This window comes from Streptomyces sp. NPDC041814 (assembly GCF_055590565.1).
This window is the reverse complement of record NZ_JBVJAM010000005.1, coordinates 160,367-187,103: the sequence shown is the minus strand read 5'-3', so window position 1 is coordinate 187,103 and position 26,737 is coordinate 160,367. Positions and strand designations below refer to the sequence as shown.

General features: G+C 72.2%; 21 protein-coding genes. 15 read left to right on the top strand and 6 right to left on the bottom strand.

Annotated elements, in window-relative coordinates; genetic code table 11:
• Window positions 1-7 precede the first annotated feature (7 nt).
• The 4 genes from ACZ6C6_RS15525 (at window position 8) to mmuM (ending at window position 3,054) form a co-directional block, all read left to right on the top strand.
• A complete protein-coding gene (locus ACZ6C6_RS15525; protein ID WP_469202978.1) occupies window positions 8-367 on the top strand; it encodes a nucleotide pyrophosphohydrolase in 360 nt (119 codons plus the stop codon).
• 146 nt (window positions 368-513) lie between these two features.
• Window positions 514-1,050: a DUF6099 family protein gene (locus tag ACZ6C6_RS15520; RefSeq protein WP_469202976.1), complete on the top strand. Its 537-nt coding sequence runs from the start codon at window positions 514-516 to the stop codon at window positions 1,048-1,050.
• Between the two features lie 122 nt (window positions 1,051-1,172).
• Window positions 1,173-2,096, top strand: coding sequence for an LLM class F420-dependent oxidoreductase (locus ACZ6C6_RS15515; RefSeq protein ID WP_469202975.1), 924 nt, complete (start codon window positions 1,173-1,175; stop codon window positions 2,094-2,096).
• A 13-nt stretch (window positions 2,097-2,109) separates the two neighbouring features.
• Complete coding sequence (mmuM, locus tag ACZ6C6_RS15510) at window positions 2,110-3,054, top strand: homocysteine S-methyltransferase (RefSeq protein WP_469202973.1); 945 nt, start codon at window positions 2,110-2,112, stop codon at window positions 3,052-3,054.
• A 56-nt stretch (window positions 3,055-3,110) separates the two neighbouring features.
• On the opposite strand, the gene ACZ6C6_RS15505 is transcribed toward mmuM, so the two are convergent.
• Entirely contained in the window at window positions 3,111-3,965 is an 855-nt protein-coding gene (locus ACZ6C6_RS15505; RefSeq protein WP_469202971.1) for an RCC1 domain-containing protein, read from the bottom strand.
• A gap of 89 nt (window positions 3,966-4,054) precedes the next feature.
• Here ACZ6C6_RS15505 and ACZ6C6_RS15500 point away from each other — a divergent pair, with 89 nt between their 5' ends.
• The 5 genes from ACZ6C6_RS15500 (at window position 4,055) to ACZ6C6_RS15480 (ending at window position 12,116) form a co-directional block, all read left to right on the top strand.
• Window positions 4,055-5,533 carry a 3' terminal RNA ribose 2'-O-methyltransferase Hen1 gene (locus tag ACZ6C6_RS15500; protein WP_469202970.1) on the top strand — a complete coding sequence of 493 codons (1,479 nt, stop codon included), beginning with the start codon at window positions 4,055-4,057 and terminating at the stop codon, window positions 5,531-5,533.
• Window positions 5,530-8,097 carry a polynucleotide kinase-phosphatase gene (locus ACZ6C6_RS15495; protein WP_469202968.1) on the top strand — a complete coding sequence of 856 codons (2,568 nt, stop codon included), beginning with the start codon at window positions 5,530-5,532 and terminating at the stop codon, window positions 8,095-8,097. Before ACZ6C6_RS15500 ends, ACZ6C6_RS15495 begins: the two co-directional genes overlap by 4 nt.
• Window positions 8,098-8,163: 66 nt before the next feature.
• The gene (locus ACZ6C6_RS15490) at window positions 8,164-9,396 is read left to right on the top strand and encodes an arginine deiminase (protein ID WP_445064885.1); all 1,233 of its coding nucleotides are present in this window, start codon (window positions 8,164-8,166) and stop codon (window positions 9,394-9,396) included.
• 112 nt (window positions 9,397-9,508) lie between these two features.
• On the top strand, window positions 9,509-10,510 hold the full coding sequence (gene argF, locus ACZ6C6_RS15485; protein WP_469202966.1) for an ornithine carbamoyltransferase: 1,002 nt from the start codon (window positions 9,509-9,511) through the stop codon (window positions 10,508-10,510).
• 181 nt (window positions 10,511-10,691) lie between these two features.
• Window positions 10,692-12,116 carry an amino acid permease gene (locus ACZ6C6_RS15480; protein ID WP_469202964.1) on the top strand — a complete coding sequence of 475 codons (1,425 nt, stop codon included), beginning with the start codon at window positions 10,692-10,694 and terminating at the stop codon, window positions 12,114-12,116.
• Here ACZ6C6_RS15480 and ACZ6C6_RS15475 read toward each other — a convergent pair.
• The gene (locus ACZ6C6_RS15475) at window positions 12,113-12,532 is read right to left on the bottom strand and encodes an ATP-binding protein (protein ID WP_365683467.1); all 420 of its coding nucleotides are present in this window, start codon (window positions 12,530-12,532) and stop codon (window positions 12,113-12,115) included. The genes ACZ6C6_RS15480 and ACZ6C6_RS15475 overlap by 4 nt on opposite strands.
• Before the next feature lie 237 nt (window positions 12,533-12,769).
• On the opposite strand from ACZ6C6_RS15475, the gene ACZ6C6_RS15470 reads away from it, so the two are divergent.
• Together ACZ6C6_RS15470 and ACZ6C6_RS15465 are read left to right on the top strand one after the other, a co-directional pair.
• Window positions 12,770-13,597: an enoyl-CoA hydratase family protein gene (locus tag ACZ6C6_RS15470; protein WP_469202962.1), complete on the top strand. Its 828-nt coding sequence runs from the start codon at window positions 12,770-12,772 to the stop codon at window positions 13,595-13,597.
• Window positions 13,594-15,873: a bifunctional salicylyl-CoA 5-hydroxylase/oxidoreductase gene (locus ACZ6C6_RS15465; RefSeq protein ID WP_469202960.1), complete on the top strand. Its 2,280-nt coding sequence runs from the start codon at window positions 13,594-13,596 to the stop codon at window positions 15,871-15,873. The genes ACZ6C6_RS15470 and ACZ6C6_RS15465 overlap by 4 nt, the downstream gene beginning before the upstream one ends.
• Here the strand turns inward: ACZ6C6_RS15465 and ACZ6C6_RS15460 are convergent.
• From ACZ6C6_RS15460 to ACZ6C6_RS15450, 3 genes are all read right to left on the bottom strand, one after another.
• Complete coding sequence (locus tag ACZ6C6_RS15460; RefSeq protein ID WP_469202959.1) at window positions 15,860-16,291, bottom strand: hypothetical protein; 432 nt, start codon at window positions 16,289-16,291, stop codon at window positions 15,860-15,862. The two genes, ACZ6C6_RS15465 and ACZ6C6_RS15460, sit on opposite strands and share 14 nt — an antisense overlap.
• Window positions 16,284-17,129: a PaaX family transcriptional regulator gene (locus ACZ6C6_RS15455; RefSeq protein WP_469202957.1), complete on the bottom strand. Its 846-nt coding sequence runs from the start codon at window positions 17,127-17,129 to the stop codon at window positions 16,284-16,286. Before ACZ6C6_RS15455 ends, ACZ6C6_RS15460 begins: the two co-directional genes overlap by 8 nt.
• A gap of 137 nt (window positions 17,130-17,266) precedes the next feature.
• Window positions 17,267-21,175: a golvesin C-terminal-like domain-containing protein gene (locus tag ACZ6C6_RS15450; RefSeq protein WP_469202955.1), complete on the bottom strand. Its 3,909-nt coding sequence runs from the start codon at window positions 21,173-21,175 to the stop codon at window positions 17,267-17,269.
• A 613-nt stretch (window positions 21,176-21,788) separates the two neighbouring features.
• On the opposite strand from ACZ6C6_RS15450, the gene ACZ6C6_RS15445 reads away from it, so the two are divergent.
• Both ACZ6C6_RS15445 and ACZ6C6_RS15440 read left to right on the top strand, forming a co-directional pair.
• Window positions 21,789-22,301 (top strand): hypothetical protein, encoded by a 513-nt coding sequence (locus ACZ6C6_RS15445; RefSeq protein ID WP_469202953.1) that lies wholly within the window; start codon window positions 21,789-21,791, stop codon window positions 22,299-22,301.
• 294 nt (window positions 22,302-22,595) lie between these two features.
• On the top strand, window positions 22,596-23,393 hold the full coding sequence (locus ACZ6C6_RS15440; RefSeq protein ID WP_469202950.1) for a hypothetical protein: 798 nt from the start codon (window positions 22,596-22,598) through the stop codon (window positions 23,391-23,393).
• A 31-nt stretch (window positions 23,394-23,424) separates the two neighbouring features.
• Here the strand turns inward: ACZ6C6_RS15440 and ACZ6C6_RS15435 are convergent, their stop codons facing one another.
• Complete coding sequence (locus ACZ6C6_RS15435) at window positions 23,425-25,041, bottom strand: AMP-binding protein (protein ID WP_469202948.1); 1,617 nt, start codon at window positions 25,039-25,041, stop codon at window positions 23,425-23,427.
• A gap of 145 nt (window positions 25,042-25,186) precedes the next feature.
• Between ACZ6C6_RS15435 and ACZ6C6_RS15430 the strand changes: the two genes are divergently transcribed.
• A complete protein-coding gene (locus tag ACZ6C6_RS15430) occupies window positions 25,187-26,314 on the top strand; it encodes an acyl-CoA dehydrogenase family protein (protein WP_469202946.1) in 1,128 nt (375 codons plus the stop codon).
• Window positions 26,311-26,712 carry a RidA family protein gene (locus ACZ6C6_RS15425; RefSeq protein ID WP_365683453.1) on the top strand — a complete coding sequence of 134 codons (402 nt, stop codon included), beginning with the start codon at window positions 26,311-26,313 and terminating at the stop codon, window positions 26,710-26,712. Before ACZ6C6_RS15430 ends, ACZ6C6_RS15425 begins: the two co-directional genes overlap by 4 nt.
• Window positions 26,713-26,737: the final 25 nt, after the last annotated feature.

Genomic DNA, 26,737 nt, shown 5'->3' with positions numbered 1-26,737 from the left:
ACAGCCGGTGACCGAAATCGACGTACGGACTCTCCAGAGGCGCCTGGCCGCATTCGCGGACGCGCGTGACTGGGGGCGGTACCACACCCCGAAGAACCTGGCCTCGGCGCTGAGCGTGGAGGCCGCCGAGCTCCTGGAGATCTTCCAGTGGCTGACGCCCGAGCAGTCGGCGCGGGTCATGGAGGATCCGGAGCGGGCGCCCCGCGTGGCGGACGAGGTCGCGGACGTGCTCGCGTATCTCCTCCAGTTCTGCGAGGTGCTGGGGATCGACGTCCTCGCGGCACTCGCGGCCAAGATCGAACGGAATGAGTCGCGTTTTCCGGTCCCCGGACCCACGGGCGACCAAGATCGTCACTCTTCGGAGTGATCGACTTGTACACATTCGATTGAGTGTCCACAGATTTCCGAAATCCTCTGGCGTTTCGGTGCGACCGCCCTCACTGTGGGTAATGAACGTGATGAGCGGGTTTTCCGCAGCGAAGAGTGGGATTTCGCGTCGAACGGGGGCAGTCGATGGAAGCGGAACGGCTGGTAGCGGTCATCAGGCAGGCGCTGGCGCAGAGCCGGGGCACACCGGACATCATCGCCGAGGCGTGGCAGGCACAGGCCCTGGCCCAGGCGGTCGGCAGCCGGCTGGCCGCGGGCGGTCCCAAGGAGCTGCGGGCCGAGGCGGGCGCCCTCAGCGAGATCGGGGGCAGGAGCAGCGGCGCGCTCGACCATCCGGCGGCCCGTGCCGGGGTGGCCCGCGCGGCACGGCTGACCGAGGTCGCCGATCCCCGCGGAGCCCTGACGGGCCTTGCCGCGCTGCTCGGGGAGGTCGGTATGGCCCTGGTCGGGGTGGCGTGCGAGACCGATGAGCAGAGCCTGTACTGGCAGTGCATGGAGGCGATCGACGCCGCCGACGAGTCGACGGACCGGGTCCGCTCCATGCTCCGTCTCCTCGAAGAGCGGGAGCGGGAGCGGCGCGAGGATCTGGAGCGCGGCCGGGAGCGGGACGGTCCGCACGGCGTGCTGCACGGCTCGGTGGGCCCCGTGTCCGGTATTCAGTGAGCGGCCTTCTGTGAGCGGTACGTACTCCGATACGCGCTCCGATACGCCCTCCGAGGCCGCGACTCCCCGCGGACGGCGCCCCGGAGAAGGGTGAGCGGCGCGCGCGGGTGCAGGATGGAGGCATGGATCTTCGCATCTTCACCGAGCCCCAGCAGGGGGCGAGCTACGACACCCTCCTCACCGTCGCCAAGGCCACCGAGGACCTCGGCTTCGACGCCTTCTACCGGTCCGACCACTATCTGCGCATGGGGCAGGGCGACGGCCTGCCCGGGCCGACGGACGCCTGGATCACGCTGGCCGGGCTGGCCCGCGAGACCAAGCGCATCCGGCTGGGCACGCTGATGACGGCGGGCACCTTCCGGCTCCCCGGCGTCCTCGCCATCCAGGTCGCGCAGGTCGACCAGATGTCGGGTGGCCGCGTCGAACTCGGCCTGGGAGCAGGCTGGTTCGAGGAGGAGCACAAGGCATACGGCATCCCGTTCCCGAAGGAGAAGTTCGGCCGCCTCGAAGAACAGCTCGCGATCGTCACGGGGCTGTGGGCGACCGAGGTCGGCAAGACGTTCAGCTATGACGGCACGTACTACCAGCTGACGGACTCGCCGGCGCTGCCCAAGCCGGCGCAGGCCAAGGTACCGGTGCTCATCGGCGGGCACGGCGCGAAGCGCACCCCGCGCCTCGCCGCGCAGTACGCGGACGAGTTCAACATCCCGTTCGCCTCGCTGGAGGACAGCGAGAAGCAGTTCGGCCGGGTCCGGGAGGCGGCCGAGGCGGCGGGCCGCAAGCCCGACGACCTGGTGTACTCCAACGCCCTGGTCGTCTGTGTCGGCCGGGACGACGCGGAGGTCGCGCGCCGGGCGGCCGTCATCGGCCGGGAGGTGGCCGAGCTGAAGGCCAACGGGCTGGCGGGTTCGCCCGCCGAGGTGGTCGACAAGATCGGGCGCTACGCGGCGATCGGGGCGTCGCGGATCTACCTCCAGGTCCTCGACCTGGACGACCTGGACCACCTGGAGCTGATCGCCTCCCAGGTCCAGTCCCAGCTGGGCTGAGCAGGGGGACGCGATGACACCTGGGCCCAGCCGTCCGCTGGCCGCCGCGCTGGCCGAGGGCACGCTCGTCCTCGACGGCGGGCTCTCCAACCAGCTGGCGGCGCAGGGCTGCGACCTGTCCGACGCGCTGTGGTCCGCCCGGCTGCTCGCCGACGGACCCGGACAGATCGAGGCCGCCCACACGGCGTACGTGCGGGCGGGGGCCCAGGTGCTCATCACCGCCAGCTACCAGGCGAGCCATGAGGGCTTCGAGCGGCGCGGAATCGGGCGGGACGAGGCGACCCGGCTCTTCGCCCGCAGCGTGGAGCTGGCCCGGCGGGCGGCCGGCACGGTGGAACGGGACGTCTGGGTGGCCGCCTCGGTCGGCCCGTACGGGGCGGTGACAGCGGACGGGGCGGAGTACCGGGGCCGCTACGGGCTCACCGTCCGGGAGCTTGAACGCTTCCACCGCCCCCGGATCGAGGCGCTGGCCGCCGCCGGGCCGGACGCGCTGGCCCTGGAGACGGTGCCGGACATGGACGAGGCGCGGGCGCTGCTGCGGGTGGCGGGGGAGTACGGGCTGCCGGTGTGGCTCTCCTACACCGTGGCCGGGGGCCGGACCCGGGCCGGGCAGCCACTGGACGAGGCGTTCGCCCTGGCCCGGGGGCACGACGCGGTGATCGCGGTCGGCGTCAACTGCTGCGACCCGGCCGAGGCGGAGGCCGCCGCGCGGACAGCCGTCGGGGTGACCGGGAAGCCGGCCGTGGTCTACCCGAACAGCGGCGAGCGCTGGGACGCGGGGGCCCGTGCCTGGGCCGGGGCGGCCACGTTCACCCCGGACCGGGCGGCGTCCTGGCAGCAGGCGGGCGCACGGCTCATCGGCGGCTGCTGCCGGGTGGGCCCGGAGGCGATCGCGAGGCTGGCGGCCGCGCGGCGCGGTGCGCCCGGGGGCCCCGAGGGGGGAGCCGGGGAGGGGTGACACCGCGTGGGCTCGCGCGGGGGTGCCGGTCGGCGTCGGGGGCGTGGCCCGCGGGGTCACCGCAGGCGGATGCCGGACCAGGTGGCGACCTCGCACTGCCCGTCCGCGTTGTTCCCCGTGCTCACGACCGTGCCGTCGGTCCGCAGGCCGAGCGTGTGCGTCGAGCCCGCCGCCACGGCGACGATGTCGCGCCAGCCGCCGACCTCGCACTGTCCGTGGCTGTTGTCGCCCACCGCGAGGACCCGTCCGGAGGAGGTGACACCGACGGTGTGGCAGCTGCCCGCGTCCAGCCCCACCACGTCCTCCCACGCACCCACCTCGCACGCGCCGTTCGCCCGGTCGCCGGTGGCCAGGGCGCGCCCGTCGGCTCCGAGGCCGACGGTGTGGAGATACCCGGCCGAGACGGCGGCCAGGCCGCGCCATTCCGCCACGGCGCACTGCCCGCGCCGGTTGTTCCCCGTGGCCACCGCGGAACCGTCGGCCCGGACGCCGACCGAGTGCCAGTCACCGCACGAGAGGGCGACCACCTCGCGCCACGGCCCCACCTCGCACTGCCCTTCCGCGCACCGGCCCGCCGCCAGCACACGGCCGTTCCCGAGCAGCCCGAGCGTGCGGCGCCAGCCCGCGGCCACGGCCGTGACGCCTCGCCAGCCGGAGACGTCGCACTGTCCGTCGCCGTTCCACCCCGTCGCCAGCACCGTGCCGTCCGAACGGAGGCCCACCGTATGGGACCTGCCCGTGTTCCTCGCGGTGTGGACGTTGCCCGCCGCGACCGAGACCACCCCGTCCCACCGGCCGACCCGGCACTCGGCGGTCGTGAGCGCGCCGCCCGCCGCGCGCACGGTGCCGTCCCGGCGCAGGCCGACCGAGTGACGCCGCGCGGCGGCCAGCACCGACGGGCGGATGAGCATGGCGCCTCCTGGAAGCTCGGTGGGAGCACGTGTGGCGGGACACGGAAATTACCTGGTGGGAGGTGAGCAGGCGGATCATACTCAAACGTGTGTTCCTGACGATCAGTACTACCGGCTCCCCGGAACGTCCCGCCACCGACCTCGGGTTTCTGCTGCACAAGCATCCCGGGCGGGCGCAGGCGTTCTCCACCTCCCACGGCACCGCGCACGTCTTCTACCCCGAGGCGTCCGCGGAGCGGTGCACGGCGGCCCTGCTGCTGGAGGTCGATCCCGTCGCGCTGGTGCGCAAGGGGAAGGGCAAGGGCCGGGGCGGGGCGCCCGACGCGGCACTCGCGCAGTACGTCAACGACCGCCCGTACGCGGCATCCTCGCTGCTGTCCGTCGCGATGAGCACCGTCTTCAAGTCCGCGCTGAGCGGTGCCTGCAAGGCGATGCCCGAGCGGGCGGCGGCCCCCATGGAGCTGCGGATCGAAGTGCCCGCCCTGCCGGCCCGTGGTGGTGCCGAGCTGGTGCGCAAGCTCTTCGGTCCGCTCGGATGGACGCGGGTGGAGGCGGACGCCGTCCCGCTGGACGAGACGTTCCCGGAGTGGGGCGACTCGCGGTACGTACGGCTGGTGCTCGAAGGCGAGCTGCGGCTCGCCGACGCGCTGCGCCAGCTGTACGTGCTGCTGCCCGTCCTCGACGACGCCAAGCACTACTGGGTGGCGCCCGACGAGGTGGACAAGCTGCTGCGCGCGGGTGAGGGGTGGCTGGCGGAGCACCCCGAGCACAAGCTGATCACCAGCCGGTACCTGGCGCGGCGCTGGGGGCTCACCCGGCAGGCGATGGAGCGGCTGGAACTGGTGCGGCTAGCGGAGGCGGACGACCTCGACGTCGAGAGCGTCGACAACGCCGTCGACGAGAGCTCCGACACCGAGGAGCGCCCGGTGCCGCTGGCCGTGCACCGCCGCGACGCGATCCTGGCCGCGCTCACCGCGGCCGGGGCCGCCCGGGTGCTCGACCTGGGCTGCGGACAGGGGCAGTTGGTGCAGGCGCTGCTGAAGGACCCGCGCTTCACGGAGATCGTCGGCCTCGACGTGTCCATGCGCGCCCTGACGATCGCCTCGCGGCGGCTGAAGCTGGACCGGATGGGGGAGCGGCAGGCCGCCCGTGTGACGCTGCGCCAAGGCTCACTGACCTACACGGACAAGCGGCTCACGGGATACGACGCCGCGGTGCTCAGCGAGGTCATCGAGCACCTGGACCCGGAGCGCCTGCCCGCCCTGGAGTTCGCCGTGTTCGGTTCCGCGCGCCCCCGCACGGTGCTCGTGACCACGCCCAACGTCGAGTACAACGTCCGCTGGGAGACGCTTCCGGCCGGCCACACCCGCCACGGCGACCACCGCTTCGAGTGGACCCGGGCCGAATTCCGGGCCTGGGCCGAGGAGGTGGCCGCCCGGCACGGCTACGGCGTGGAGTACGTGCCCATCGGCCCGGACGACCCCGAGGTCGGCCCGCCCACGCAGATGGCCGTGTTCAGCACCGCCACCACCACCGACGAGACCGAGAAGGAGGCGAAAGCCGCATGAACAGCACCAACGGCACCGGAAGCGCCTTGCGCACCCTCCCCGTCACCGACCTCTCCCTCGTCGTGCTCGTCGGGGCCAGCGGCTCCGGCAAGTCCACCTTCGCGCGGCGGCACTTCAAGCCGACCGAGGTCATCTCCTCGGACTTCTGCCGGGGCCTCGTCGCCGACGACGAGAACGACCAGAGCGCCAGCAAGGACGCCTTCGACGTCCTGCACTACATCGCGGGCAAACGCCTCGCCGCGGGCCGGCTCACCGTCGTGGACGCCACGAACGTGCAGCCCGAAGCCCGGCGCCAGCTCGTACGCGTCGCCCGGGAGTACGACGTGCTGCCCATCGCCATCGTGCTCGACCTGCCCGAAGAGGTCTGCCTCGCCCGCAACGCGACCCGCCCGGACCGCGCGGACATGCCCCGCCACGTCATCCAGCGCCACCGCCGCGAGCTGCGCCGCTCCCTGCGCGGCCTGGAGCGCGAGGGCTTCCGCAAGGTGCACGTCCTGCGCTCCGAGGACGAGGTCGAGCAGGCCGAAGTGGTTCTGGAGCGCCGCTACAACGACCTGCGCCACCTCACAGGACCGTTCGACATCATCGGCGACATCCACGGCTGCCGCTCCGAGCTGGACACCCTCCTCGGCAAGCTGGGTTACGTGGACGGCGCCCACCCCGAGGGCCGCACCGCGGTCTTCGTCGGCGACCTCGTCGACCGCGGCCCCGACAGCCCCGGCGTCCTGCGCCGCGTGATGTCGATGGTGGCCGACGGCAACGCGCTGTGCGTCCCCGGCAACCACGAGAACAAGCTCGGCCGCTATCTCAACGGCCGCAAGGTCCAGCTCACCCACGGCCTCGCCGAGACCGTCGAGCAACTGGAACGGGAGGACGCGAAGGACCCCGAGTTCCGCCGCCAGGTCGGCGCCTTCATCGACGGGCTCGTCAGCCACTACGTGCTGGACGGCGGACGCCTCGTCGTCTGCCACGCCGGGCTGCCCGAGAAGTACCACGGCCGCACCTCCGGCCGGGTCCGCTCGCACGCGCTCTACGGGGAGACCACCGGCGAGACCGACGAGTTCGGGCTGCCTGTGCGCTATCCGTGGGCGGAGGACTACCGGGGCCGCGCCGCCGTGGTCTACGGCCACACGCCCGTGCCCAGCACCTCGTGGATCAACAACACCATCTGCCTGGACACCGGTGCCGTCTTCGGCGGGAAGATGACCGCGCTGCGCTGGCCGGAGCGCGAGCTCGTCGACGTACCGGCGGAGCAGGTCTGGTACGAGCCGGTGAAGCCGCTGGAGACGGAGGCGCCCGGGGGCCGCGAAGGCAGGCCGCTGGACCTGGACGACGTGCAGGGGCGCCGGATCGTGGAGACCCGGCACATGGGCCGCCTCGCCGTCCGCGAGGAGAACGCGGCCGCCGCCCTGGAGGTCATGAGCCGGTTCGCGGTCGACCCGCGGCTGCTGCCCTACCTGCCGCCCACCATGGCACCCACCGCCACCTCCCGTGAGGAGGGCTACCTGGAGCACCCGGCCGAGGCGTTCGGCGAGTACCGGGCGGCCGGAGTGGCGAAGGTGGTGTGCGAGGAGAAGCACATGGGCTCCCGCGCCGTGGCCCTGGTCTGCAAGGACGCCGCGGCGGCCGGGGACCGCTTCGGCACCGGGAAGGACGGGCCCACCGGCGCGCTGTACACCCGCACCGGCCGCCCCTTCCTGGACGACTCCGCGCTCACCGAGGCGGTGCTCGGGCGGCTGCGCACGGCCGTGACCGCGGCCGGGCTCTGGGACGAGTGGGGCACCGACTGGGTGCTGCTCGACGCCGAGCTGATGCCCTGGTCCCTGAAGGCGCGCGGCCTGCTCCGCTCGCAGTACGCGGCCGTGGGCGCCGCCTCCGGTGCGGTGTTCCCCGCCGCCAACGGGGCCCTGGCGGCGGCCGCCGCGCGCGGCGTCGACGTGGGCGCGCTCGCGGACCGGCAGCGGGAGCGGGCCGAGGACGCCGCCGCGTTCACGGAGGCGTACCGGCGCTACTGCTGGGGCACCGACGGGCTGGACGGCGTGCGCCTCGCGCCGTTCCAGATCCTCGCCGTGCAGGGCCGCTCCCTCGCCTCCGTACCGCACGACGAGCAGCTGGCCTGGCTGGACCGGCTGGTCGAGCACGACCCCACCGGGCTGCTCCAGGTCACCCGGCGGCTCGTCGTGGACACCGCCGACGAGGCGTCCGTCCGCGCGGGCACCGACTGGTGGCTGGAGATGACCGGCCGGGGCGGCGAGGGCATGGTCGTCAAGCCGCTCGGCGCGCTCGTCCGGGACGGCAAGGGCCGCCTGGTGCAGCCCGGCATCAAGGTGCGCGGCCGGGAGTACCTGCGGATCATCTACGGCCCCGAGTACACCCGCCCGGACAACCTGGACCGGCTGCGCGGCCGCTTCCTCGGCCACAAGCGCTCGCTGGCCCTGCGCGAGTACGCCCTCGGCCTGGAGGCCCTGGACCGGCTCGCGGACGGGGAGCCGCTGTGGCGGGTCCACGAAGCGGTCTTCGCCGTCCTGGCGTTGGAGTCCGAGCCGGTGGACCCCCGGCTCTAAAGGGTGTCGCAGAACAGGCTGGCGATTCGCCGGGTGAACGGCGCGCCGCGCGGTGAGGATGTGGGCATGGGATTCCATGTCGACTCCGAGGCCGGGCGGCTGCGCCGCGTCATCCTGCACCGCCCCGATCTGGAACTGAAACGGCTCACGCCGAGCAACAAGGACGCGCTCCTCTTCGACGACGTGCTCTGGGTGCGCCGGGCCCGCCAGGAGCACGACGGTTTCGCGGACGTGCTGCGCGACCGGGGCGTCGAGGTGCACCTCTTCGGCGACCTGCTGCGCGAGGCGCTGGAGATCCCGGTCGCCCGGCGCCTCGTGCTGGACCGGGTCTTCGCCGAGAAGGAGTACGGCCCGCTCGCCACCGAGCATCTGCGGGCCGCCTTCGAGGAGTTGACCGCCGCCGAGCTGTGCGGGGCGCTGGTCGGCGGGATGACCAAGCGGGAGTTCCTGGAACGGCACAAGGAGCCGGTCTCGGTGCGCTTCCACGTCATGGACCTGGACGACTTCCTGCTCGGGCCGCTCCCCAACCACCTCTTCACCCGGGACACCTCGGCGTGGATCTACGACGGCGTCTCGATCAACGCCATGCGCTGGCCCGCCCGGCAGCGCGAGACGGTCCACTTCGAGGCGATCTACCGGCACCACCCGCTGTTCACCGGGCCGGAGGCGGGTGCCTTCCACCACTGGTCCGAGGGGCAGGACGACTACCCCTCCACCATCGAGGGCGGCGACGTCCTCGTCATCGGCAACGGCGCCGTGCTCATCGGGATGAGCGAGCGCACCACCCCGCAGGCGGTGGAGATGCTGGCCCGGGGGCTCTTCGACGCGGGTTCGGCCCGGACCATCGTGGCGCTGGACATGCCCAAGAGCCGGGCCTTCATGCACCTGGACACCGTGATGACCATGGTCGACGGGGACACCTTCACCAAGTACGCGGGCCTCGGCATGCTCCGCTCGTACACCATCGAGCCCGGCGACGGGCCGCGTGACCTCAAGGTCACCGACCACCCGCCCGAGCAGATGCACACCGCCATTGCCCGGGCGCTCGGTCTCGGTTCGATCCGGGTGCTCACCGCGACCCAGGACGTGCACGCGGCCGAGCGGGAGCAGTGGGACGACGGCTGCAACGTGCTGGCGGTCGAACCCGGCGTCGTCGTCGCGTACGAGCGCAACGCCACCACCAACACGCATCTGCGCCGCCAGGGCATCGAGGTCATCGAGATCCGGGGCAGCGAGCTGGGCCGGGGTCGGGGCGGTCCGCGCTGCATGAGCTGCCCGGTCGTGCGGGACGCGGTGTGACGGGCGGCGGGGGATCCGTACCGCGAGACGGCTCTGTATAGCGATGCATTGCGTCGTATAGGGTTCCAGCGTTACGGTATGCGTCCCCCCGTCCGACCCAGGAGCAGTCACCATGGCCATAGATCTCGCAGGCCGCCACTTCCTCAAGGAGCTGGACTTCACGGCCGCGGAATTCCGCGGCCTGATCGAGCTGGCCGCCGAGCTCAAGGCCGCCAAGAAGTCGGGGACGGAGGTGCGGCGGCTGCGCGGCCGGAACATCGCGCTGATCTTCGAGAAGACGTCGACCCGCACCCGGTGCGCGTTCGAGGTCGCGGCCGCCGACCAGGGCGCCTCGGCCACGTATCTCGACCCCTCCGGCTCTCAGATGGGGCACAAGGAGTCCGTCAAGGACACCGCCCGCGTGCTCGGCCGGATGTTCGACGGGATCGAGTACCGGGGCGACAGCCAGGCGGCCGTCGAGGAGCTGGCCGCGTACGCCGGGGTGCCGGTCTTCAACGGGCTGACCGACGACTGGCACCCGACCCAGATGCTCGCCGACGTGCTGACGATGACCGAGCACAGCGCCAAGCCGCTGGAGGAGATCGCCTTCGCCTACCTCGGCGACGCCCGCTTCAACATGGGCAACTCCTACCTCGTCACCGGCGCACTGCTCGGCATGGACGTGCGCATCGTCGCGCCCAAGGCGTACTGGCCCGCCGAGTCGGTCGTCGCCGAGGCCCGTGCGCTCGCCGAGAAGTCCGGTGCGAGGGTCACGCTCACCGAGGATGTGGCCGAGGGGGTGCGCGGCGCGGACTTCGTCGCCACCGACGTGTGGGTCTCGATGGGCGAGCCCAAGGAGGTCTGGGACGCCCGCATCGCCGCCCTCGTGCCGTACGCCGTCACGATGGACGTGCTGCGGGCCACCGGGAACGCCGACGTGAAGTTCATGCACTGCCTGCCCGCGTACCACGACCTCGGCACCGGGGTGGCGCGCGAGATCCACGAGCGGCACGGGCTGAGTGAGCTGGAGGTCACCGACGAGGTGTTCGAGTCGGAGCACTCCGTCGTCTTCGACGAGGCGGAGAACCGCATGCACACGATCAAGGCCGTCCTCGTGGCGACGATGGCCGGCTAGCGGCCCGGTACTCCGCATGTTCATACATCCAATTGGGTGAATATGCGGACAGGTGTCTATGATGGTGCCGATTGGTGGGGTTCGAGCTCGCACGCTCGAGCCCCCTTTTCGTGCGCGTGACGGCCCCCACCGCCCGAACCGCGCCTCCCCCCACGCGTACCACCGGAAATGAGACACCGCCGTGAGCCCTCTGCGCCTTCCCGGCCCCCCGCACCGTGTCAAGGACCCGCACCGGCTGATCGCCGAATCGGGCGCCGACCTGGAGGGGCACGGCCTCAAGCGCACCATGGGCCTGTTCCAGCTGGTGTGCTTCGGGGTCGGCGCGGTCGTCGGGACCGGCATCTTCGTGGGCCTGTCCGACAGCGTGGCGGAGGCCGGGCCCGCCGTCGTGGTCTCCTTCGTCCTCGCGGCCGTCACCTGCGTCTTCACGGCGTTCTCGTTCGCCGAGCTGGGCAGCGCGATCCCCGTCTCCGGAAGCTCGTACTCCTTCGCCTACGCCACCCTCGGCGAACGCCTCGCCTTCCTCGTCGGCTGGTGCCTGCTCCTGGAGTACGGCGTCTCGGTCTCCGCCGTCGCGGTCGGCTGGAGCCAGTACGTCAACGAACTCCTCGACAGCCTCTTCGGCCACCAGCTGCCCGCCGCGCTCTCCGCCGGTCCGGCCGACGGCGGCGTGATCAACCTGCCCGCCGTGATCGTGGTCATGATGGCCGCGACGCTGCTGGTGCGCGGAGTGCGCGAGAGCGCGACCGCCACCGCCGCGATGGCCGTCCTCAAGCTGGTCGTCCTGGCCCTGTTCTGCGTCATCGCCTTCACCGCGTTCGAGCGCGACAACCTCGCCCCGTTCGCCACCCACGGCGCGGGCGGCGTCACGGCGGGCGCGTCGCTGGCGTTCTTCTCGTACATCGGCTTCGACGCGATCACCACGGCGGGGGAGGAGGTCAAGAACCCCCGGCGCAACATCCCGCTCGCCATCATGATCTGCATCGGCCTGGTCACGCTGCTCTACTGCGCGGTCGCCCTCGCCGCGATCGGCGCTCTCGGCCCGGACGCCGTCTCCGACAAGCCCGCCGCGCTCTCGCTGATCGTGGACCAGGTCACCGGCTCGTCCGTGGGCGGCGGTGTCATCGCCTTCGGCGCGGTCGTCGCCATCGCCTCGGTGGTCCTCGCGGTGATGTACGGGCAGACCCGCATCCTGATGTCGATGTCCCGCGACGGCCTGGTCCCGAGGGTCTTCGAGCGGGTCTCGCCGCGCACCGCGACCCCGGTCGCCAACACCTGGATCGTCGCCGTCGTCTTCGCGGTCCCGGCGGCCTTCTCCTCGCTCGACGTGGTGGTGAACCTGACGACCATCGGCACGCTCGCCACCATGGTCGCCGTCAACGCGGCCGTCCTCGTGCTGCGCCGCCGCAACCCCGAGGTGCGCGGTTCCTTCCGGGTCCCGCTCTACCCGCTGAGCCCGCTCATCGGCATCGGCTTCTGCGTCTACCTGATGTACGGGACCGGCTGGACGACCTGGGTGCAGTTCGCCGTGTTCCTCGCGGTCGGCGCCCTCGTCTACGCGGTCTACGGCCACCGCCGCTCGCGGCTGGCGGACGACACGCCCTAGACCGGCGGCAGCCGGAACCAGACCGCTTTGCCGCGCTCGGTCGGGCGGTGGCCGCAGGACGAGCTGAGCGTGCGGATCAGCAGCAGCCCCCGGCCGTGCTCCTGCCACGGGTCCGGTACGTCGTCGGGCTCCGGGCGGGACAGGTCGCCGGGCGGTGCCGGGTCCCCGTCGTGCACCTCCACCTGGCAGCCGGCCGCGAGCAGCTCGACCACCAGCTCTATGGGGTCGTCGCCCGGGGTGTGCTCCACCGCGTTCGCGACCAGCTCGGCGGTCAGCAGTTCGGCGGTGTCGCTGTCGGCCGGGGCGTCGATGTCCGTCAGCACCGAGCGGATCAGTGCGCGGGCGATCGGCACGGCGGCCGTGGAGTGCGGCAGGGAGATGCGCCAGGAGGGGGGTGGCGGTCCGTCGGGGGGCACGAGATTTCCGTTCGGGTGAGCGCGGAGGTCCTGGGCTCAGAGGTTCCGCGCTCAAGACGTGTCGGGTTCAACCTTACGAAGCGGCGCGACGCGGACAAGAGCCTGTGGTCCGGCATCTTGGGGACATTCGTCACCGGACCGGGCACGCGCCGATGTATCGCGTACTCGTGACGGCAGTCACGTAACGGTGATAAATTCGGGATCGGCAGCAGCTGACGGCCGAAGGGGATACCCCGCATGAGCCCGTTCACCGGTTCCGCACCGCGTACGCAGCACTGGCGCCATCTGCGGGTCACCGTCGAGGACGGCGTCGCGACCGTCACCCTCGCCCGGCCCGACAAGCTCAACGCCCTGACCTTCGGCGCCTACGCCGACCTCCGCGACCTGCTGGCCGAGCTGGCCCGGGAGCGCACCGTGCGGGCGCTGATGCTGGCCGGTGAGGGGCGCGGCTTCTGCTCCGGCGGCGATGTGGACGAGATCATCGGCGCCACGCTCGCGATGGACACCGCCCAGCTCCTGGACTTCAACCGGATGACCGGCCAGGTCGTCCGCGCGGTCCGCGAGTGCCCCTTCCCCGTCGTCGCCTCGGTGCACGGGGTGGCCGCCGGGGCCGGTGCCGTCCTCGCCCTCGCCGCCGACTTCCGCGTCGCCGACTCCACCGCCCGGTTCGCCTTCCTCTTCACCCGGGTCGGGCTCTCCGGCGGCGACATGGGCGCGGCCTATCTGCTGCCCCGGGTCGTCGGCCTCGGTCACGCCACCCGGCTCCTGATGCTCGGTGAACCGGTCCGCGCCCCCGAGGCCGAACGGATCGGCCTGATCAGCGAGCTCACCGACGAGGGCGACGCCGACAAGACCGCCGCCGCGCTCGCCCGCCGCCTCGCGGACGGGCCCGCGCTCGCCCTCGCCCAGACCAAGGCGCTGCTCACCGCCGAGCTGGACATGCCGCTGGCCGCCGCCGTCGAGATGGACGCCGCGACCCAGGCCCTCCTGATGCACGGCGAGGACTACGCCGAATTCCACGCCGCGTTCACCGGGAAGCGGCCGCCCGCCTGGCGGGGCAAATGACCGGCCCGCACCGCATCGCGGTCATCGGCGGCGGCCCCGGCGGGCTCTACGCGGCGGCGCTGCTCAAGCGCCTCGGCCCGGACCGCGACATCACCCTCTGGGAGCGCAACGCCCCCGACGACACCTTCGGCTTCGGCGTCGTCCTCTCCGACGAGACCCTGGGCGGCATCGAGCACGCCGACCCGGTCGTGCACCGGGCCCTCCAGCGCGAGTTCGTCCGCTGGGACGACATCGACATCGTGCACCGGGGCCACACCCAGACCTCCGGCGGCCACGGCTTCGCCGCGCTCGGCCGCCGCCGGCTCCTGGAGATCCTGCACGAGCGCTGCACCGGGCTCGGTGTCGACCTCCGCTTCCGTACGCAGGCCCCGCCCGCCGCCGAACTCGCCGCCACGCACGACCTGGTCGTCGCCGCCGACGGGGTGCACAGCGCCACCCGCGACGCCCACGCGGACAGCTTCCGGCCCCGGATCACCGGACACCGCTGCCGCTACATCTGGCTCGCCGCCGACTTCGCCCTGGACGCCTTCCGCTTCGAGATCGCGGAGACCGGGTACGGGGTGATGCAGCTTCACGCCTACCCCTTCTCGCGGGACGCGTCCACCGTCATCGTCGAGATGCGCGAGGAGGTCTGGCGCGCGGCCGGCTTCGACGTACCCGACCCGGCCGAATCCATCCGCCAGTGCGCCAAGATCTTCGCGAACGCGCTCGGCCACCGCCCCCTGCGCTCCAACAACTCCGCCTGGCTCACCTTCCGTACCGTCGTCAACGAGCACTGGTCGCACGGGAACACCGTCCTCATCGGGGACGCCGCGCACACCGCGCACTTCTCCATCGGCTCCGGCACCAAGCTCGCCGTGGAGGACGCCCTCGCGCTCGCCGCCTGCGTCGAGGAGCAGCCCTCGCTGCCCGCCGCGCTCGCCGCGTACGAGAGCGAACGGCGGCCCGTCGTGGACTCGACGCAGCGTGCGGCGGCGGCCAGCCTGCGCTGGTTCGAGGAGCTGGGCACGTACGTGGACCAGCCGCCCCGGCAGTTCGCGTTCAACCTCCTCACCCGCAGCCGCCGCGTCACCCACGACAACCTCTGGCTGCGCGATCCCTCGTTCACGGCCGGGGTGGAGGAGGAGTCCGGCTGCCCGCCGGGCACCCCGCCGATGTTCACCCCGCTGCGGCTGCGCGGCCTGGAACTGCGCAACCGCGTCGTCGTCTCGCCCATGGACATGTACTCGGCCACCGACGGCGTCCCCGGCGACTTCCACCTCGTCCACCTCGGCGCCAGGGCGCTCGGCGGCGCCGGGCTCGTCATGACCGAGATGGTCTGCGTCAGCCCCGAGGGCCGCATCACCCCGGGCTGCACAGGCCTCTACACCGACGAACAGGCAGCCGCCTGGACCCGCGTCACCGACTTCGTGCACACCGTGTCCCCCGGCACCGCGATCGGTGTCCAGCTCGGCCACTCGGGGCGCAAGGGCTCCACCAAGCTCATGTGGGAGGGCATCGACCAGCCCCTGGACCACGGCAACTGGCCGGTGGCCGCCGCCTCTCCGCTGCCGTACGCGCCCGGGGTCAACCAGGTCCCGCACGCCCTGGACCGGGCCGGTCTGGACGCGGTCCGGGATCAGTTCGCGGCCGCCGCCCGGCGCGCCGCCGCCTGCGGGTTCGACCTTCTCGAACTGCACTGCGCGCACGGCTATCTGCTCTCCGGATTCCTGTCACCGCTCACCAACCGGCGCACCGACGCCTACGGCGGACCGCTCGCCCACCGCCTCCGCTTCCCGCTGGAGGTCTTCGACGCGGTCCGCGCACTGTGGCCCGAAGACCGGCCGATGACCGTCCGGATCTCCGCCACCGACTGGGCGGAGGGCGGCACCACGGCCGAGGACGCCGTCGAGATCGCCCGCGCGTTCGTCGCGCACGGGGCCGACGCCATCGACGTCTCCACCGGCCAGGTGGTGCCCGACGAGCGGCCCGAGTACGGGCGGTCCTACCAGACCCCGTACGCCGACCGCATCCGCAACACCCTGTGCGTGCCGGTCATCGCGGTCGGGGCGATCTCCTCCTGGGACGACGTCAACACCCTGCTCCTCGCGGGCCGCGCCGACCTCTGCGCCCTGGCCCGCCCCCACCTCTACGACCCGCACTGGACGCTCCACGCGGCGGCCGAGCAGGGCTACACCGGCCCGGGCGCCCCCTGGCCCCTCCCGTACCGCGCGGGCAGCCGCACCCCGCCGACCGGCCGCACCGACGCTCCGAAGCCGCGCCTCACTCTGGGGTGACCGGCAGGCACTCGTGGCACAGGCACGGGTCCGGATGCGCCGCCGCGTGGTGGGTGTTCCGGCCCAGGCGCGCTGTCCCCTCCAGCCGCTCCGCCCACTCCACCGCCTCCTCGCGCGTCCACACCATCCACTCCGCGCAGCGCCGGAGCACGGTGGGGGAGTAGACCAACTGGGCCCGGAACGTGTGCAGGTGGCGGGTTCCGGTGTCGATGGTGATCCAGTGCCCGTTGTGCCGGCCGTGGCCGACCGCCGTCAGCTGCTCGTTGCCCATCCCCGGGTAGGTGTCCACCACGTAGACCTTCGCGCCCGGCCGGAACGCCTTCGTGCCGGAGCGGAACTCCTGGCCTCGCTCCCCGTAGCGCCGCCACCGCACGACGTTCGCCGCGACCAGCCAGCGCGGCTCGGGTGCGTCAGCCACGGTCCGGGTCCGCGCCGGTCACCAGCCGGGCCGCGAACTCCGCCCCCGCGTCCCGCAACCGCTCGTGCAGCGCCCGGAACACCCCGGCCGACCGGGCGCCCGGCCACGCGTCGGGCAGCAGCTCCCCGGGCAGCCCCGGGTCGGCGTAGGGCACCCGGCGCCAGGAGTCCAGCGCGCCGAGGTAGTCCCGGTAGGCCGCCTCCGGGGCCGCCGCCGCGTCGCCGCGTGCCTCCCAGGCCCTGAGCACCGGTTCATGGCGTTCCAGGAAGTCGTGGTGGAGCCGGGCCACCGCCTCCAGGTCCCACCAGCGGGCCACGGCCTCCCGGGTCGCGCTGAAGCCCAGGTGGTCGCCCCGGAACAGGTCGACGTACGGGACGAGTTCCAGGCGGTCCAGGGTGTGCCGGGTCTCGTCGTACAGCCCAGCCGGGGCGATCCAGACGCCGGGGGCGGCGGTGCCGAAGCCGAGCCGGGCGAGCCGCGAGCGCAGCAGGTGCCGCTTGTGGCGTTCCGCCTCGGGCACCGAGAACACCGCCAGCACCCAGCCGTCCGCCAGCGGCGGGTCCGGATGGCGGTAGATGCGCCGGTCACCGTCGTCCAGGAGCTGGCGGGCGTCCGCCGACAGCGCGTATCCGGCCGCCCCGTCCGCCGTGCGCCCGGCGACGAGCAGCCCGCGCCGCTTCAGCCGGGAGACGGACGAGCGTACGGCGGGTGCGTCCACCCCGACGGCGCCGAGCAGCCGGACGAGACCGGCCACCGGCATCGGCCCGTCGCCGGGGGTGCGGCCGTACGCCCCGTACAGGGTGACGATCAGTGATCGGGGGGTGTGCGGTTCGACCATGTGATCATTCTCGGCCAGGCGCGGCCCGGCCGCACCGGGTTGGGGTCATTGCGTCGGGCGTGAGAGCGCCCGCGCCGTGGGGCGCGGGCGCTCGGGCGCTCGGGCGGGCCGACGGCACCGCCGCGTGAGAGATCAGGTCAGGCGATCTTGGCGACCTCCGCGTTGATCAGTTCGGCGAACTTGACGTGACCGGCCTTCTTGGGATGGAAGCTGCCGGCACCGGGAATCTCCTGGTCGGAGCCGGAGCTGCCGGACTGCGAGTACGCGATGGCGCCGTTGGTCCATTCCTCGCCGGTCATTGAGCAGATCCAGTGGTCCTTCCAGGCCGGGGTGGGATCGACGAAGCGGATGTCGACACCCTCGGCCGCGACGTCACTGACGGCCCCGCCGACGGCCTCGGTGAGGTCCTTGCTGAAGCCGTTGAGGAAACCTTGGGTCGACGGCCACATGCCGCTGCAGATGTCCAGCGGGGTGTTGGGGAAGAGCTGCGGGTATCCGAGGACGATGATCCGCGCGTTGGGCGCCTTCGCGGCGACGTCCCGGTAGACGGCCTTGAGGTGGCCCGGCAGCATGTCCTTGATCACCTTGGGTTCGTACGTCCCCAGCGGCTCGGGATCGACCACATGGTTGCTCCGGCGCGTCAGACGGTAGTCGCTGACTTCGCACCGCGAGTTGAAGATGGTGCAGCCGCCGATGACGTCCGAGAAGCGGGAGTCGTTGCCGCCGACGGAGAGGGTCACCAGGGTGGTGTCCTCGTCCAGCCAGCCCTGGTCGACCTGCGGCACCTCGCCGAAGTGGCTGTCGGCGTGGCCCCAGTCGGTGTATCCGGCCGCGTCCTCGGCGGTGGGCGGGTCGTCGACGGCGGCGTTGCTGATGCTGGGTGTGGTGGATCCGGAGCAGGCGATGAAGGCGAAGTTGGCGGTGCCGGCACCGCTCCTGGCCTCCTGCTCGATGGTCGCGCTGTGGCCGGGCTGGTTGATCATGTGGGGGTAGGAGCCCGTGGCGGAGCGGTGGCAGGCGTCCTTGGGGCTGTCGCTGTTCTTCCAGTCGCTGTTCTTGTCGTAGGCCTCCACGCCCTCGCCGGCCGAGTAGGAGTCGCCCATGGCGACGTACGACACCTGCGGCTTGGTGGTCGGGACGAACTCGACGGCGTCGAAGGCGAGGTCGTCGTACTGGCCGTTCAGGGTCACGTTGCTGAGCTGGACGCTGGCGTTGCCCGCGAGGGGGAACGCGCCGAGGTCGACCCAGGTGTGGGCCTGGTACGCCTGGTTGACGACCCGGTGGCGGGTCCGCCCGTCACCCAGGTTGATCCGGTAGTCGGCCTGCCGGTTCCAGGCGCCGTGGTCGGGGATGTGCACCTTGATGCGGGTCCAGCCGTTGATCGCGTTGTACGGCCTCCAGGTGCCGGTGACGCGGAACTCCGGATCCTTCGTCCCGTGCGCGAACCAGAAGTGGCCGCCGAAGCCACCGCCGATCTGGTGGAAGTCGACCTTGGAGCGGTACGTGCCCTTGCTGTCGGGGGCGAAGTCGAGTGAGAAGGAGCCCGTGCTGTTGGGCTGCGGGCAGTTCGGCCGGGCCGAGGGCTGTCCGTCGACGTCGTCGATGAGCGTCGTGCCCGGGAGCAGGGAGCCGTAGTCGCAGGCAGGGGGGTAGGCGGTGCCGTCCGCCTCCTCGCTGTAGGTGCTGTTGAACCGGATGAGTTCGTTGCCGCAGGAGTAGGAGCAGTCGGCCTTCCAGGTGTAGGGCTGGTTCCACCAGCACTTGAAGTCCCAGACATCGTCGGCGTCCCGGTGCCGGCAGGGGCCGTACTCGTCGTTGCCCGCGTTGTTGCTGATTCTGCTCGGGTCGCAGTAGTTCGTGGCGTTGCAGAAGGCGTCCTCCTGCGGCTTGACGGCCGTACGGAGAGCGGGGGCAGTGATGTCGTCCCCGTTCCACCAGGCGGGCCGGAAGGCCGCAACCATCTTGCCGGGGGATTCCAGGCCCTCCGGGGGGTGGGCGGCGAACCCGAGGACCTTCTCCTGGTACGGCCAGTCCTGCGGGTGCGCGGCGTCCGCGGCGGTCTTGTCCATGAACGCCTGCCGGTCGGCCACGTAGTTCGGGTTGGCGGGGTTGTTGGCCCAGCCGACGCCCCAAGGCTCACAGCAGCCCACGTTGGCGTGGAAGCCCGAGTTGTAGGCCCAGACCGCGAAGAACCAGTTCTCGATCTTCGACGAGTCCCCGTTGTTGACCGTCAGGCCGGCACGCCTGGTTTCGTTCCACTTGTCCTGCAGGTTCTGCAGGCCCGCCGAAAGGTTGGCGGTGTAATCCAGGGCGACCGCGCGCTGGGTGTTGTACGGCAGCGCCTTCTCGCCGGGCTTCTCGTGACCGGCCAGTCGCATGCCGTCGGTGATCTGGGTGACCCCGTAACCGCAGTCGGCCTCGTCCCAGTGGATGTCCCAGTCGTCACGGTCTTCGCGATTGTAGATGCGGCGGCCGTAGTAGTTGCCGATCAGGGGGCTCGACGTGACGCCGGGCACAGCGATGCGGGATGCCTGCCACAGGTTGGATTCCTGGGCGGTGATGCCCAGCATCACCTGGGCCGGCACATGGCCGCCTCCGTCCAGGGCGTGCGGGGGGAAGAGGGTCTGCGGCTGGTAGGCCGGCATCGCCTGGTTCTTCCAGTTGGCGGGACGGGAGATCTTCGCGTCGAGGTTGCCCAGGATGGCCTGGTCCACCGCCCACTCGACCTGCCGCGGCTTGGGCTGCATCGCCTGGTTGCGCGGATCGTTGCGCGGCACCGAGCAGTACCGCTCGTCCTCGACGGGGTTGTTCTGCGAAGCGGTTGCGGCGGCCATGGCGGACTGCTTCACAGCGCTGCCGGCCGGGGCGGCGGAGCCGAGTGCGGGCGACAGCGCCCTGCCCTGAGCCTCGTGCGACCCGGTCTGCGTGCCCGGCGCGACCGTGAAGGCGACCGTGCGGCCCGTGCCGCGGACCGACAGATCGATATCGACGGCACGCTCACCGGCATCGCTGCCCTGTGCGCCCCGCGCGTCCTTCACGTCCGCCCACGCCGTGCGGGTCACCACCGCTGTGCCGAGCGTGGAGACGGTGGCGTCCTTCGGCGTGCCGGTCAGCCGCAGCACGGTGGCGGGGAGCTTCGACGCCGTGGTCGTCGCGGCGCCGGTGATGTAGGTGCGTCCGTGGGAGCCCCGGGACAGCCCCAGCCGGCCCCACCCGCCGGAAGCGAGAGTCTGGGCGGTCCGGGCCCCATGGGCAACACGGGCGACCTTCGCCGCGCCGCTCCTGTCCTGGTCCATGAAGACGATGCCACCGTCGGCGTCCTGCGACAGCCGGAACGGGACCCGGCCGGTCGCCACCAGCTTCGAACGCCTGCCGTTCGCCGTCACCTTCACCAGCCGGGCGCCGTCCGCCGCCGCGAAACCGCCCTCCTTGAGCGGAATGGCGGAAGTGACCTGGCCGGGCACCGCGACCCGCTGTCCGAGCTTTCCGGTGGCGGCGTCGAGCGGCACGAGCCGGGTCTGCTTCTTGTCCTCGGCGCCCGCCTGGGTGAGAGCCGCACTCTCCCCCAGGCCGCAGCCGGGGTTGTAGTAGGCCAGGGAGGACTGCAGCGGCAGCTTGCGCACGGCGCCGGTGGCCAGGTCCACGACCGCGGTGAAACCGCCCCGGTCGAACAACTCGGTGCTGTTGGTGAACGTACGCGGCGCGTAGACCACCACGGCACGCCTGCCCGACTCCGTCAGGCAGGCGTTGCCGATCCACCTGTCGGTGTCGAAGCCCGGCTCGGCCAGCGTCGCCGCGGTACGCCACGCGTAGCCCGACGCGGCATCGGCCACCATGACATGGAAGCCCGCCGCGTCACCGGTGGTCGTCCAGGCCCGGTCCTTCGATGCCTTCCAGCGTGATCCGAGCAGCTTCGCGCGGTCCCGGGACGGCACCGCCGAGGGCTTCGTCCCGGGGGCGGGCCGGGTGGTGTCCCCGGCGGCCGCGGCACGCTGCGCGCCCGTGACCGGCGTCGGCGAGACCGGAGCGGCCGTGGCCGAACCCATCACGCCTGTGCACAGCGTCAGGGCAGCCACGGCGGTGACCGCCGCGCGTCTGCCCCGACGCAATCTCTTGAAGGGGTACATGACTTCCGTTTCGTGAGGAGACCGCCCCGAGCCGGGCCGCGTGCACGGCGCCGCCCGAACGGCACCGGTGCTCAGGAAGAGCCCTGGCGCGCACCGTTCCCGGCGGTGGCGCCGGGCGGCGAGGTGGCGCCGTACGGGCGACCGGGCGCGGTGTACGTGCTGCCGACACGGGACGTTGATGACGTGCCGATCCCGTGCGAGGCCCTGCCGGCCCCGGACTCGGGGGAGCCGGCCGCGAGAACGCTAGGGGCGTGCCGGGGCGTCCCTCTACGTCGTCGCGTCCCTGAGACGCCCGGGGGAACTTCCGGGAGGTCCCGGGGCGTCCCGGGACGCCGTGGGACGGCCGAGCGTGCCCCGGACGTCCTAGTGTTCCGAGCACCGGCCCTGCGGTTGTCCGCCGCGGTGACCGTTCCCTCTTCCCCGGTCACGCCGCCCCGCGTCCCTCCGTGCCCTCTCGCGACCCTCCGGTCGGCAGGGCACGCAGCGCTGCGGCCGGTCCTCCCGGATCCCTCCCGACCTCAAGGAGCCCCCTGTGAAAACCACTTCGCCCAAGCGTCGCAGGCGTCTGCGGGCCGTGGCCCTGTCCGGCGTCGTGGCGGCCGCCACGCTCACGTCGACGGTGCCCGCGCTCGCCGAAGGCGACCCGACCATCGCCAACGACCAGGCCCAGTACAACTTGAATGACCGTTGCGCCGAGCACACCGACGAGTTCCGATTCCGGTTCTACTACAACTCCGGCTATCAGGGCGCCTGGATCAACATGGGGCACTCCATCTACGACCTCGGCGCCGTATGGGGCGGCGACAGCTTCACCCACCCGCTGACCTTCTGCTACGGCACGGGCAACGGGGAAGGCCAGAAGGTCATGAACAACTCCGCCTCCGCCTACAACTGGTACGACTACTACGACGCGACGGTGTACTACAGCGCCGGTTACAAGGGCGCCGTCGACTACTTCTCGCCCCACTACGGGGGGAACTTGACGAGCACCAAGAACGACAACCGCTCCATCCTGTTCCACCGGGTCTCCTGGGCTCCGAATTAACCCCTGAGGGCGGGCCGCCGGCCTGAGCGGCGGCCCGCCCCCGGAATGCCTTACGAATCCCTTTACGCAATCCCTTTACGCGATCCCTTACGGACAACGGCACACGCGAGGATGCACGTCATGGCAAGAAGCCGCCGAAATGCCTGGGGAACAGGAACGGTTGTGATCATGGCCGCTCTCGCGGCTGCCGGATGCTCACCCGGTCAGGCGGATGGAGGCGAGGGCCCGCGGGCCTCTCCTGCCACCATCCGCGCGGCGCGCTCCGCCGCCGACCCGTCCACCTGGACTCTGCCCATGCAGGCCTACCGGCCCACCCAGGAGCAGGAGCGGACCATAGGAGAGGCCGAGTTCAAGCTGGTCCGGCAGTGCATGAAGCGATTCGGCGAGGACTGGCGGCCGGACTCCGGCCTTCCCGCGATCGGTCCGAAGAACATGCTCGACTGGCGCTACGGCATCCACGACCCGCAGTTGTCGGCGAAGCGCGGGTACCAGCCGGACGCCGGACAGCAGAAGCGGTACGAGGCCGCACTGCGAGCGCAGGACGCGAAGCCCCCGGCATCCGTCGACACGCAGGTCGCGCTCGGCGGCACCGACGCCCCCGCGGAGCTGCCGGCCGACGCCGGACCCGACGCGAGACGTGGTGTCGTGGCCGGTAAGAAGGTGCCGCAGGGCGGGTGCTTCGGTGAGGCCCGACGCACGCTGGGCAGCCCGACCCGCGGACTGTCCCCCCTCGTGCAGCGCCTCACCAACGAGTCGTACCCGGCCTCCCAACAGGATCCGCAGGTGAAGGACGTCTTCGCTCAGTGGTCCGGCTGTATGCGGGCGAAGGGCTTCCATTACCGGGCACCCATGGACGCCAACGACGACCCGCGCTTCCATCCGGACCCCAAGGGGGTCTCACCCCTGGAAATCGCCACGGCCGTGGCCGACATCGAGTGCCGCGACACCTACAAGGTCGCCGAAGTCTGGCACAAGGCCGAATCACGGATACAGAAGCAGTACATCGCGAAGCACCGAAAGGCCCTGGACGCCGACCGCCGGCACCTCGATGCCGTGATCGGCAAGGCAGCAGACATCCTTTCCCAGCCCTGATCGCATGACGTGCGCGGAGGCCTCGGCCCAGCTAGCCCGCGCGGAGCCTGAACCGCTGCAGTTTCCCCGTGGCGGTACGGGGAAGAGCCGGCAGGAACGTGATGCGTCGCGGGCACTTGTGCGGGGCCAGCTCCGCCCGCATGAACGTGCGCAGTTCGTCCGCCGTCAGCGCGGCGCCCTCCCGCAGCACCACGTACGCCGCCACGATCCTGCCGCGCAGCTCGTCCGCCTGTCCCACCACCGCCGCCTCCGCCACCTCGGGGTGTCGCAGCAGGGCCTCCTCGACCTCGGGGCCCGCGATGTTGTACCCGGAGGAGATGATCATGTCGTCGGCGCGGGCCACGTAACGGAAGTAGCCGTCCGGGTCGCGCACATAGGTGTCCCCGGTGATGTTCCAGCCGTGCCGTACGTAGTCGCGCTGACGCTCGTCCGCGAGGTAGCGGCAGCCGACCGGGCCGCGCACGGCCAGCAGGCCCGGCTCCCCGTCCGGCACGGGCGCCCCGTCGGCGTCCACCACCCGGGCCTGCCAGCCGGGGACCGGGACGCCCGTGGTGCCTGGGCGGATCGCGTCGTCGGCTGCCGAGACGAAGATGTGCAGCAGCTCGGTCGCACCGATGCCGTTGATGATCCGCAGCCCGGTCCGCTCGTGCCAGGCGTGCCAGGTCGCCTCCGGCAGGTTCTCGCCCGCCGAGACACAGCGGCGCAGCGCCGACAGGTCGTGCCCGTCGAGCTGGTCCAGCATCACCCGGTACGCGGTCGGCGCGGTGAACAGCACCGAGACGCGGTGCTCCGCGAGGGCGGGCAGCAGCTGCTTCGGGCCCGCCTGTTCGAGCAGCAGCGCCGAGGCGCCCACCCGCAGCGGGAACACCACCAGGCCCCCGAGCCCGAAGGTGAAACCGAGCGGCGGACTCCCCGCGAACACGTCGTCGGGACCGGGCCGCAGGACGTGCCGCGAGAAGGTGTCGGCTACGGCCAGCACATCGCGGTGCAGATGCATGCACCCCTTGGGGCGGCCCGTGGTGCCCGAGGTGAACGCGATCAGCGCCACGTCGTCCGACGCGGTGTCCACCGCCCGGTAGGGCCCCGGCCGGGCGGTCGCCAGCCGCAGCAGGTCGTCCGGTGCCTCACCCCCGTACGCCGTGATCCGCAGTCCGGGCACCCCCGCCTGCGCCAGGTCCTCGACCGACCGCGCGTCGCACAGGGCGTGGCTCACCCGGGCGATCCGGCAGATCGTGGCCAGCTCGGACGCCCGCTGCTGCGCCAGTACGGTGACGGCGACCGCGCCCGCCTTCAGCACCGCCAGCCAGCAGGCGGCGAGACGGGGCGTGGTGGGGCCGCGCAGCAGGACGCGGTTGCCGGGGACGACTCCCAGGTCCGAGGTGAGGACATGGGCGATCCGGTCGACGAGGCCGCGCAGCTCCCCGTAAGTCAGCACCCCGCCGTCCGGCGTGCGGAAGGCGGGGCGGTCGGGGCCGAGGCGGTCGGCCGTGCGGTCCAGGAGCTCGGCGGCGCAGTTGAGCCGGTCCGGGTAGCGCAGCTCGGGCAGGTCGAAGAGCAGGTCCGGCCACTGCTCCGCGGGTGGCAGATGCTCCCGGGCGAAGCCGTCGATGTGCGCTGAGGTTTTCGGGTCCATGGTGTTCGGGTCCATGAAGCATCGCTCCCTTGTCGCCCTTGGAGCGTATCGTTTGGGTGACGGTAGTCAACGGTCCGCGATAAAGACGCTCAGGTGCCATCGAGCTCAGGTGCCATCGATTTGAAAATCTTTGACCAGATTCGACCAGAGAGGCGCCGGTATGACGGCATTCTCGCTCGATCCGGCACAGACCGCCTGGTGCGAGGAGCTGCGCACCCTGGCCCGTGACCGGCTCGCCCCGCTCGCCGCCGAGGGCGGGCCGGGGCACGTCAACCGTCCGCTGCTCGCCGCCCTCGGCGAGCTCGGCCTCCTCGACCGGCTGTTCGGATCGGGCGCCCTGGACCTCTGCCTGCTGCGCGAATCGCTCGCCCGGGGCTGCACCGAGGCCGAGACCGCCCTCGCGCTCCAGGGCCTCGGTGCCTTCCCGGTGCTCCGGTCCGGCACCCCCGCCCAGCGCGAGCGATGGCTCCCCGGGGTCCGCGCGGGCCGCCACGTCGCCGCCTTCGCGCTCAGCGAGCCGGGCGCGGGCTCCGACGCGGCGGCCCTCGCGCTCGACGCCGCCCCGGACTCCGGCGGCTGGCGGCTGACCGGCGAGAAGTGCTGGATCTCCAACGCGCCGGAGGCCGACTTCTACACGGTCTTCGCCCGCACGACCCCCGGCGCCCGGGCCCGTGGCGTCACCGCGTTCCTGGTCCCCGCCGACCGCGCGGGGCTGACCGGCACCGCCCTGGACATGCTGTCCCCGCACCCGATCGGGGCCCTCGCCTTCGACGGGGTGCGCGTCACCCCCGACGACCTGCTCGGCGAGCCGGAGCGGGGCTTCGCGGTCGCCATGGACACCCTGAACCTCTTCCGCCCCAGTGTCGGCGCCTTCGCCCTCGGCATGGCCCGGGCCGCTCTCGACGCCACCGTGGAGCACACCGCGACCCGGACCGCCTTCGGCGCGCCCCTCGCCGCCCTCCAGGCCGTGTCGCACCAGGTCGCCGAGATGGCCACCCGCACCGAGGCCGCCCGGCTGCTGGTCTACGCGGCCGCCGCCGCCCATGACGCCGGGGAGCCCGGGGTGCCGCGCCGGGCCGCGATGGCGAAGCTGTACGCCACGGAGACCGCGCAGTTCGTCGTGGACACCGCCGTCCAGCTGCACGGAGCCCGCGCCCTCCGCCGGGGTCACCTGCTCGAACACCTCTACCGGGAGGTCCGCGCCCCGCGCATCTACGAGGGCGCCAGTGAGGTCCAGCGCACGATCATCGCCAAGGAGCTGTACGCGAACCGGGAGCCCACCGCATGAGCCCGATCCACCGCATCAACCCGCACGAACTCTCGCCCGCCTCCGGCTTCTCCCACGCGGTCACCGCGACCGGCGGCCGGCTCGTCTTCCTGGCCGGGCAGACCGCCCTGGACCAGCACGGCGAGGTGGTGGGCGGCACCCTGCCCGAGCAGTTCGCGACCGCCCTCGGCAACCTCCTCACCGCCCTGCGCGCGGCGGGCGGCTCCCCGGCGGACCTCGCCCGCGTCACGGTGTACGCCACCGACGTCGCCGACTACCGGGCCAACGCCCCGGAGCTGGGCCGGATCTGGCGGCGGATGGCGGGCCGCGACTACCCGGCCATGGCGGTCATCGGGGCGGCCCGGCTGTGGGACGAACAGGCGCGGGTCGAGATCGACGGCATCGCGGTCCTGCCCTGAACGAAGGCCGCCCCCGACGGGGCCC

Coding starts and splice junctions, on each gene's coding strand:
- ACZ6C6_RS15520 (WP_469202976.1), top strand. CDS start 514: ATGGAAGCGGAACGGCTGGTAGCGGTCATCAGGCAGGCGCTGGCGCAG.
- ACZ6C6_RS15515 (WP_469202975.1), top strand. CDS start 1,173: ATGGATCTTCGCATCTTCACCGAGCCCCAGCAGGGGGCGAGCTACGAC.
- mmuM (WP_469202973.1), top strand. CDS start 2,110: ATGACACCTGGGCCCAGCCGTCCGCTGGCCGCCGCGCTGGCCGAGGGC.
- ACZ6C6_RS15505 (WP_469202971.1), bottom strand. CDS start 3,965: ATGCTCATCCGCCCGTCGGTGCTGGCCGCCGCGCGGCGTCACTCGGTC.
- ACZ6C6_RS15495 (WP_469202968.1), top strand. CDS start 5,530: ATGAACAGCACCAACGGCACCGGAAGCGCCTTGCGCACCCTCCCCGTC.
- ACZ6C6_RS15490 (WP_445064885.1), top strand. CDS start 8,164: ATGGGATTCCATGTCGACTCCGAGGCCGGGCGGCTGCGCCGCGTCATC.
- argF (WP_469202966.1), top strand. CDS start 9,509: ATGGCCATAGATCTCGCAGGCCGCCACTTCCTCAAGGAGCTGGACTTC.
- ACZ6C6_RS15470 (WP_469202962.1), top strand. CDS start 12,770: ATGAGCCCGTTCACCGGTTCCGCACCGCGTACGCAGCACTGGCGCCAT.
- ACZ6C6_RS15465 (WP_469202960.1), top strand. CDS start 13,594: ATGACCGGCCCGCACCGCATCGCGGTCATCGGCGGCGGCCCCGGCGGG.
- ACZ6C6_RS15455 (WP_469202957.1), bottom strand. CDS start 17,129: ATGGTCGAACCGCACACCCCCCGATCACTGATCGTCACCCTGTACGGG.
- ACZ6C6_RS15450 (WP_469202955.1), bottom strand. CDS start 21,175: ATGGGTTCGGCCACGGCCGCTCCGGTCTCGCCGACGCCGGTCACGGGC.
- ACZ6C6_RS15440 (WP_469202950.1), top strand. CDS start 22,596: ATGCAGGCCTACCGGCCCACCCAGGAGCAGGAGCGGACCATAGGAGAG.
- ACZ6C6_RS15435 (WP_469202948.1), bottom strand. CDS start 25,041: ATGGACCCGAACACCATGGACCCGAAAACCTCAGCGCACATCGACGGC.
- ACZ6C6_RS15430 (WP_469202946.1), top strand. CDS start 25,187: ATGACGGCATTCTCGCTCGATCCGGCACAGACCGCCTGGTGCGAGGAG.
- ACZ6C6_RS15425 (WP_365683453.1), top strand. CDS start 26,311: ATGAGCCCGATCCACCGCATCAACCCGCACGAACTCTCGCCCGCCTCC.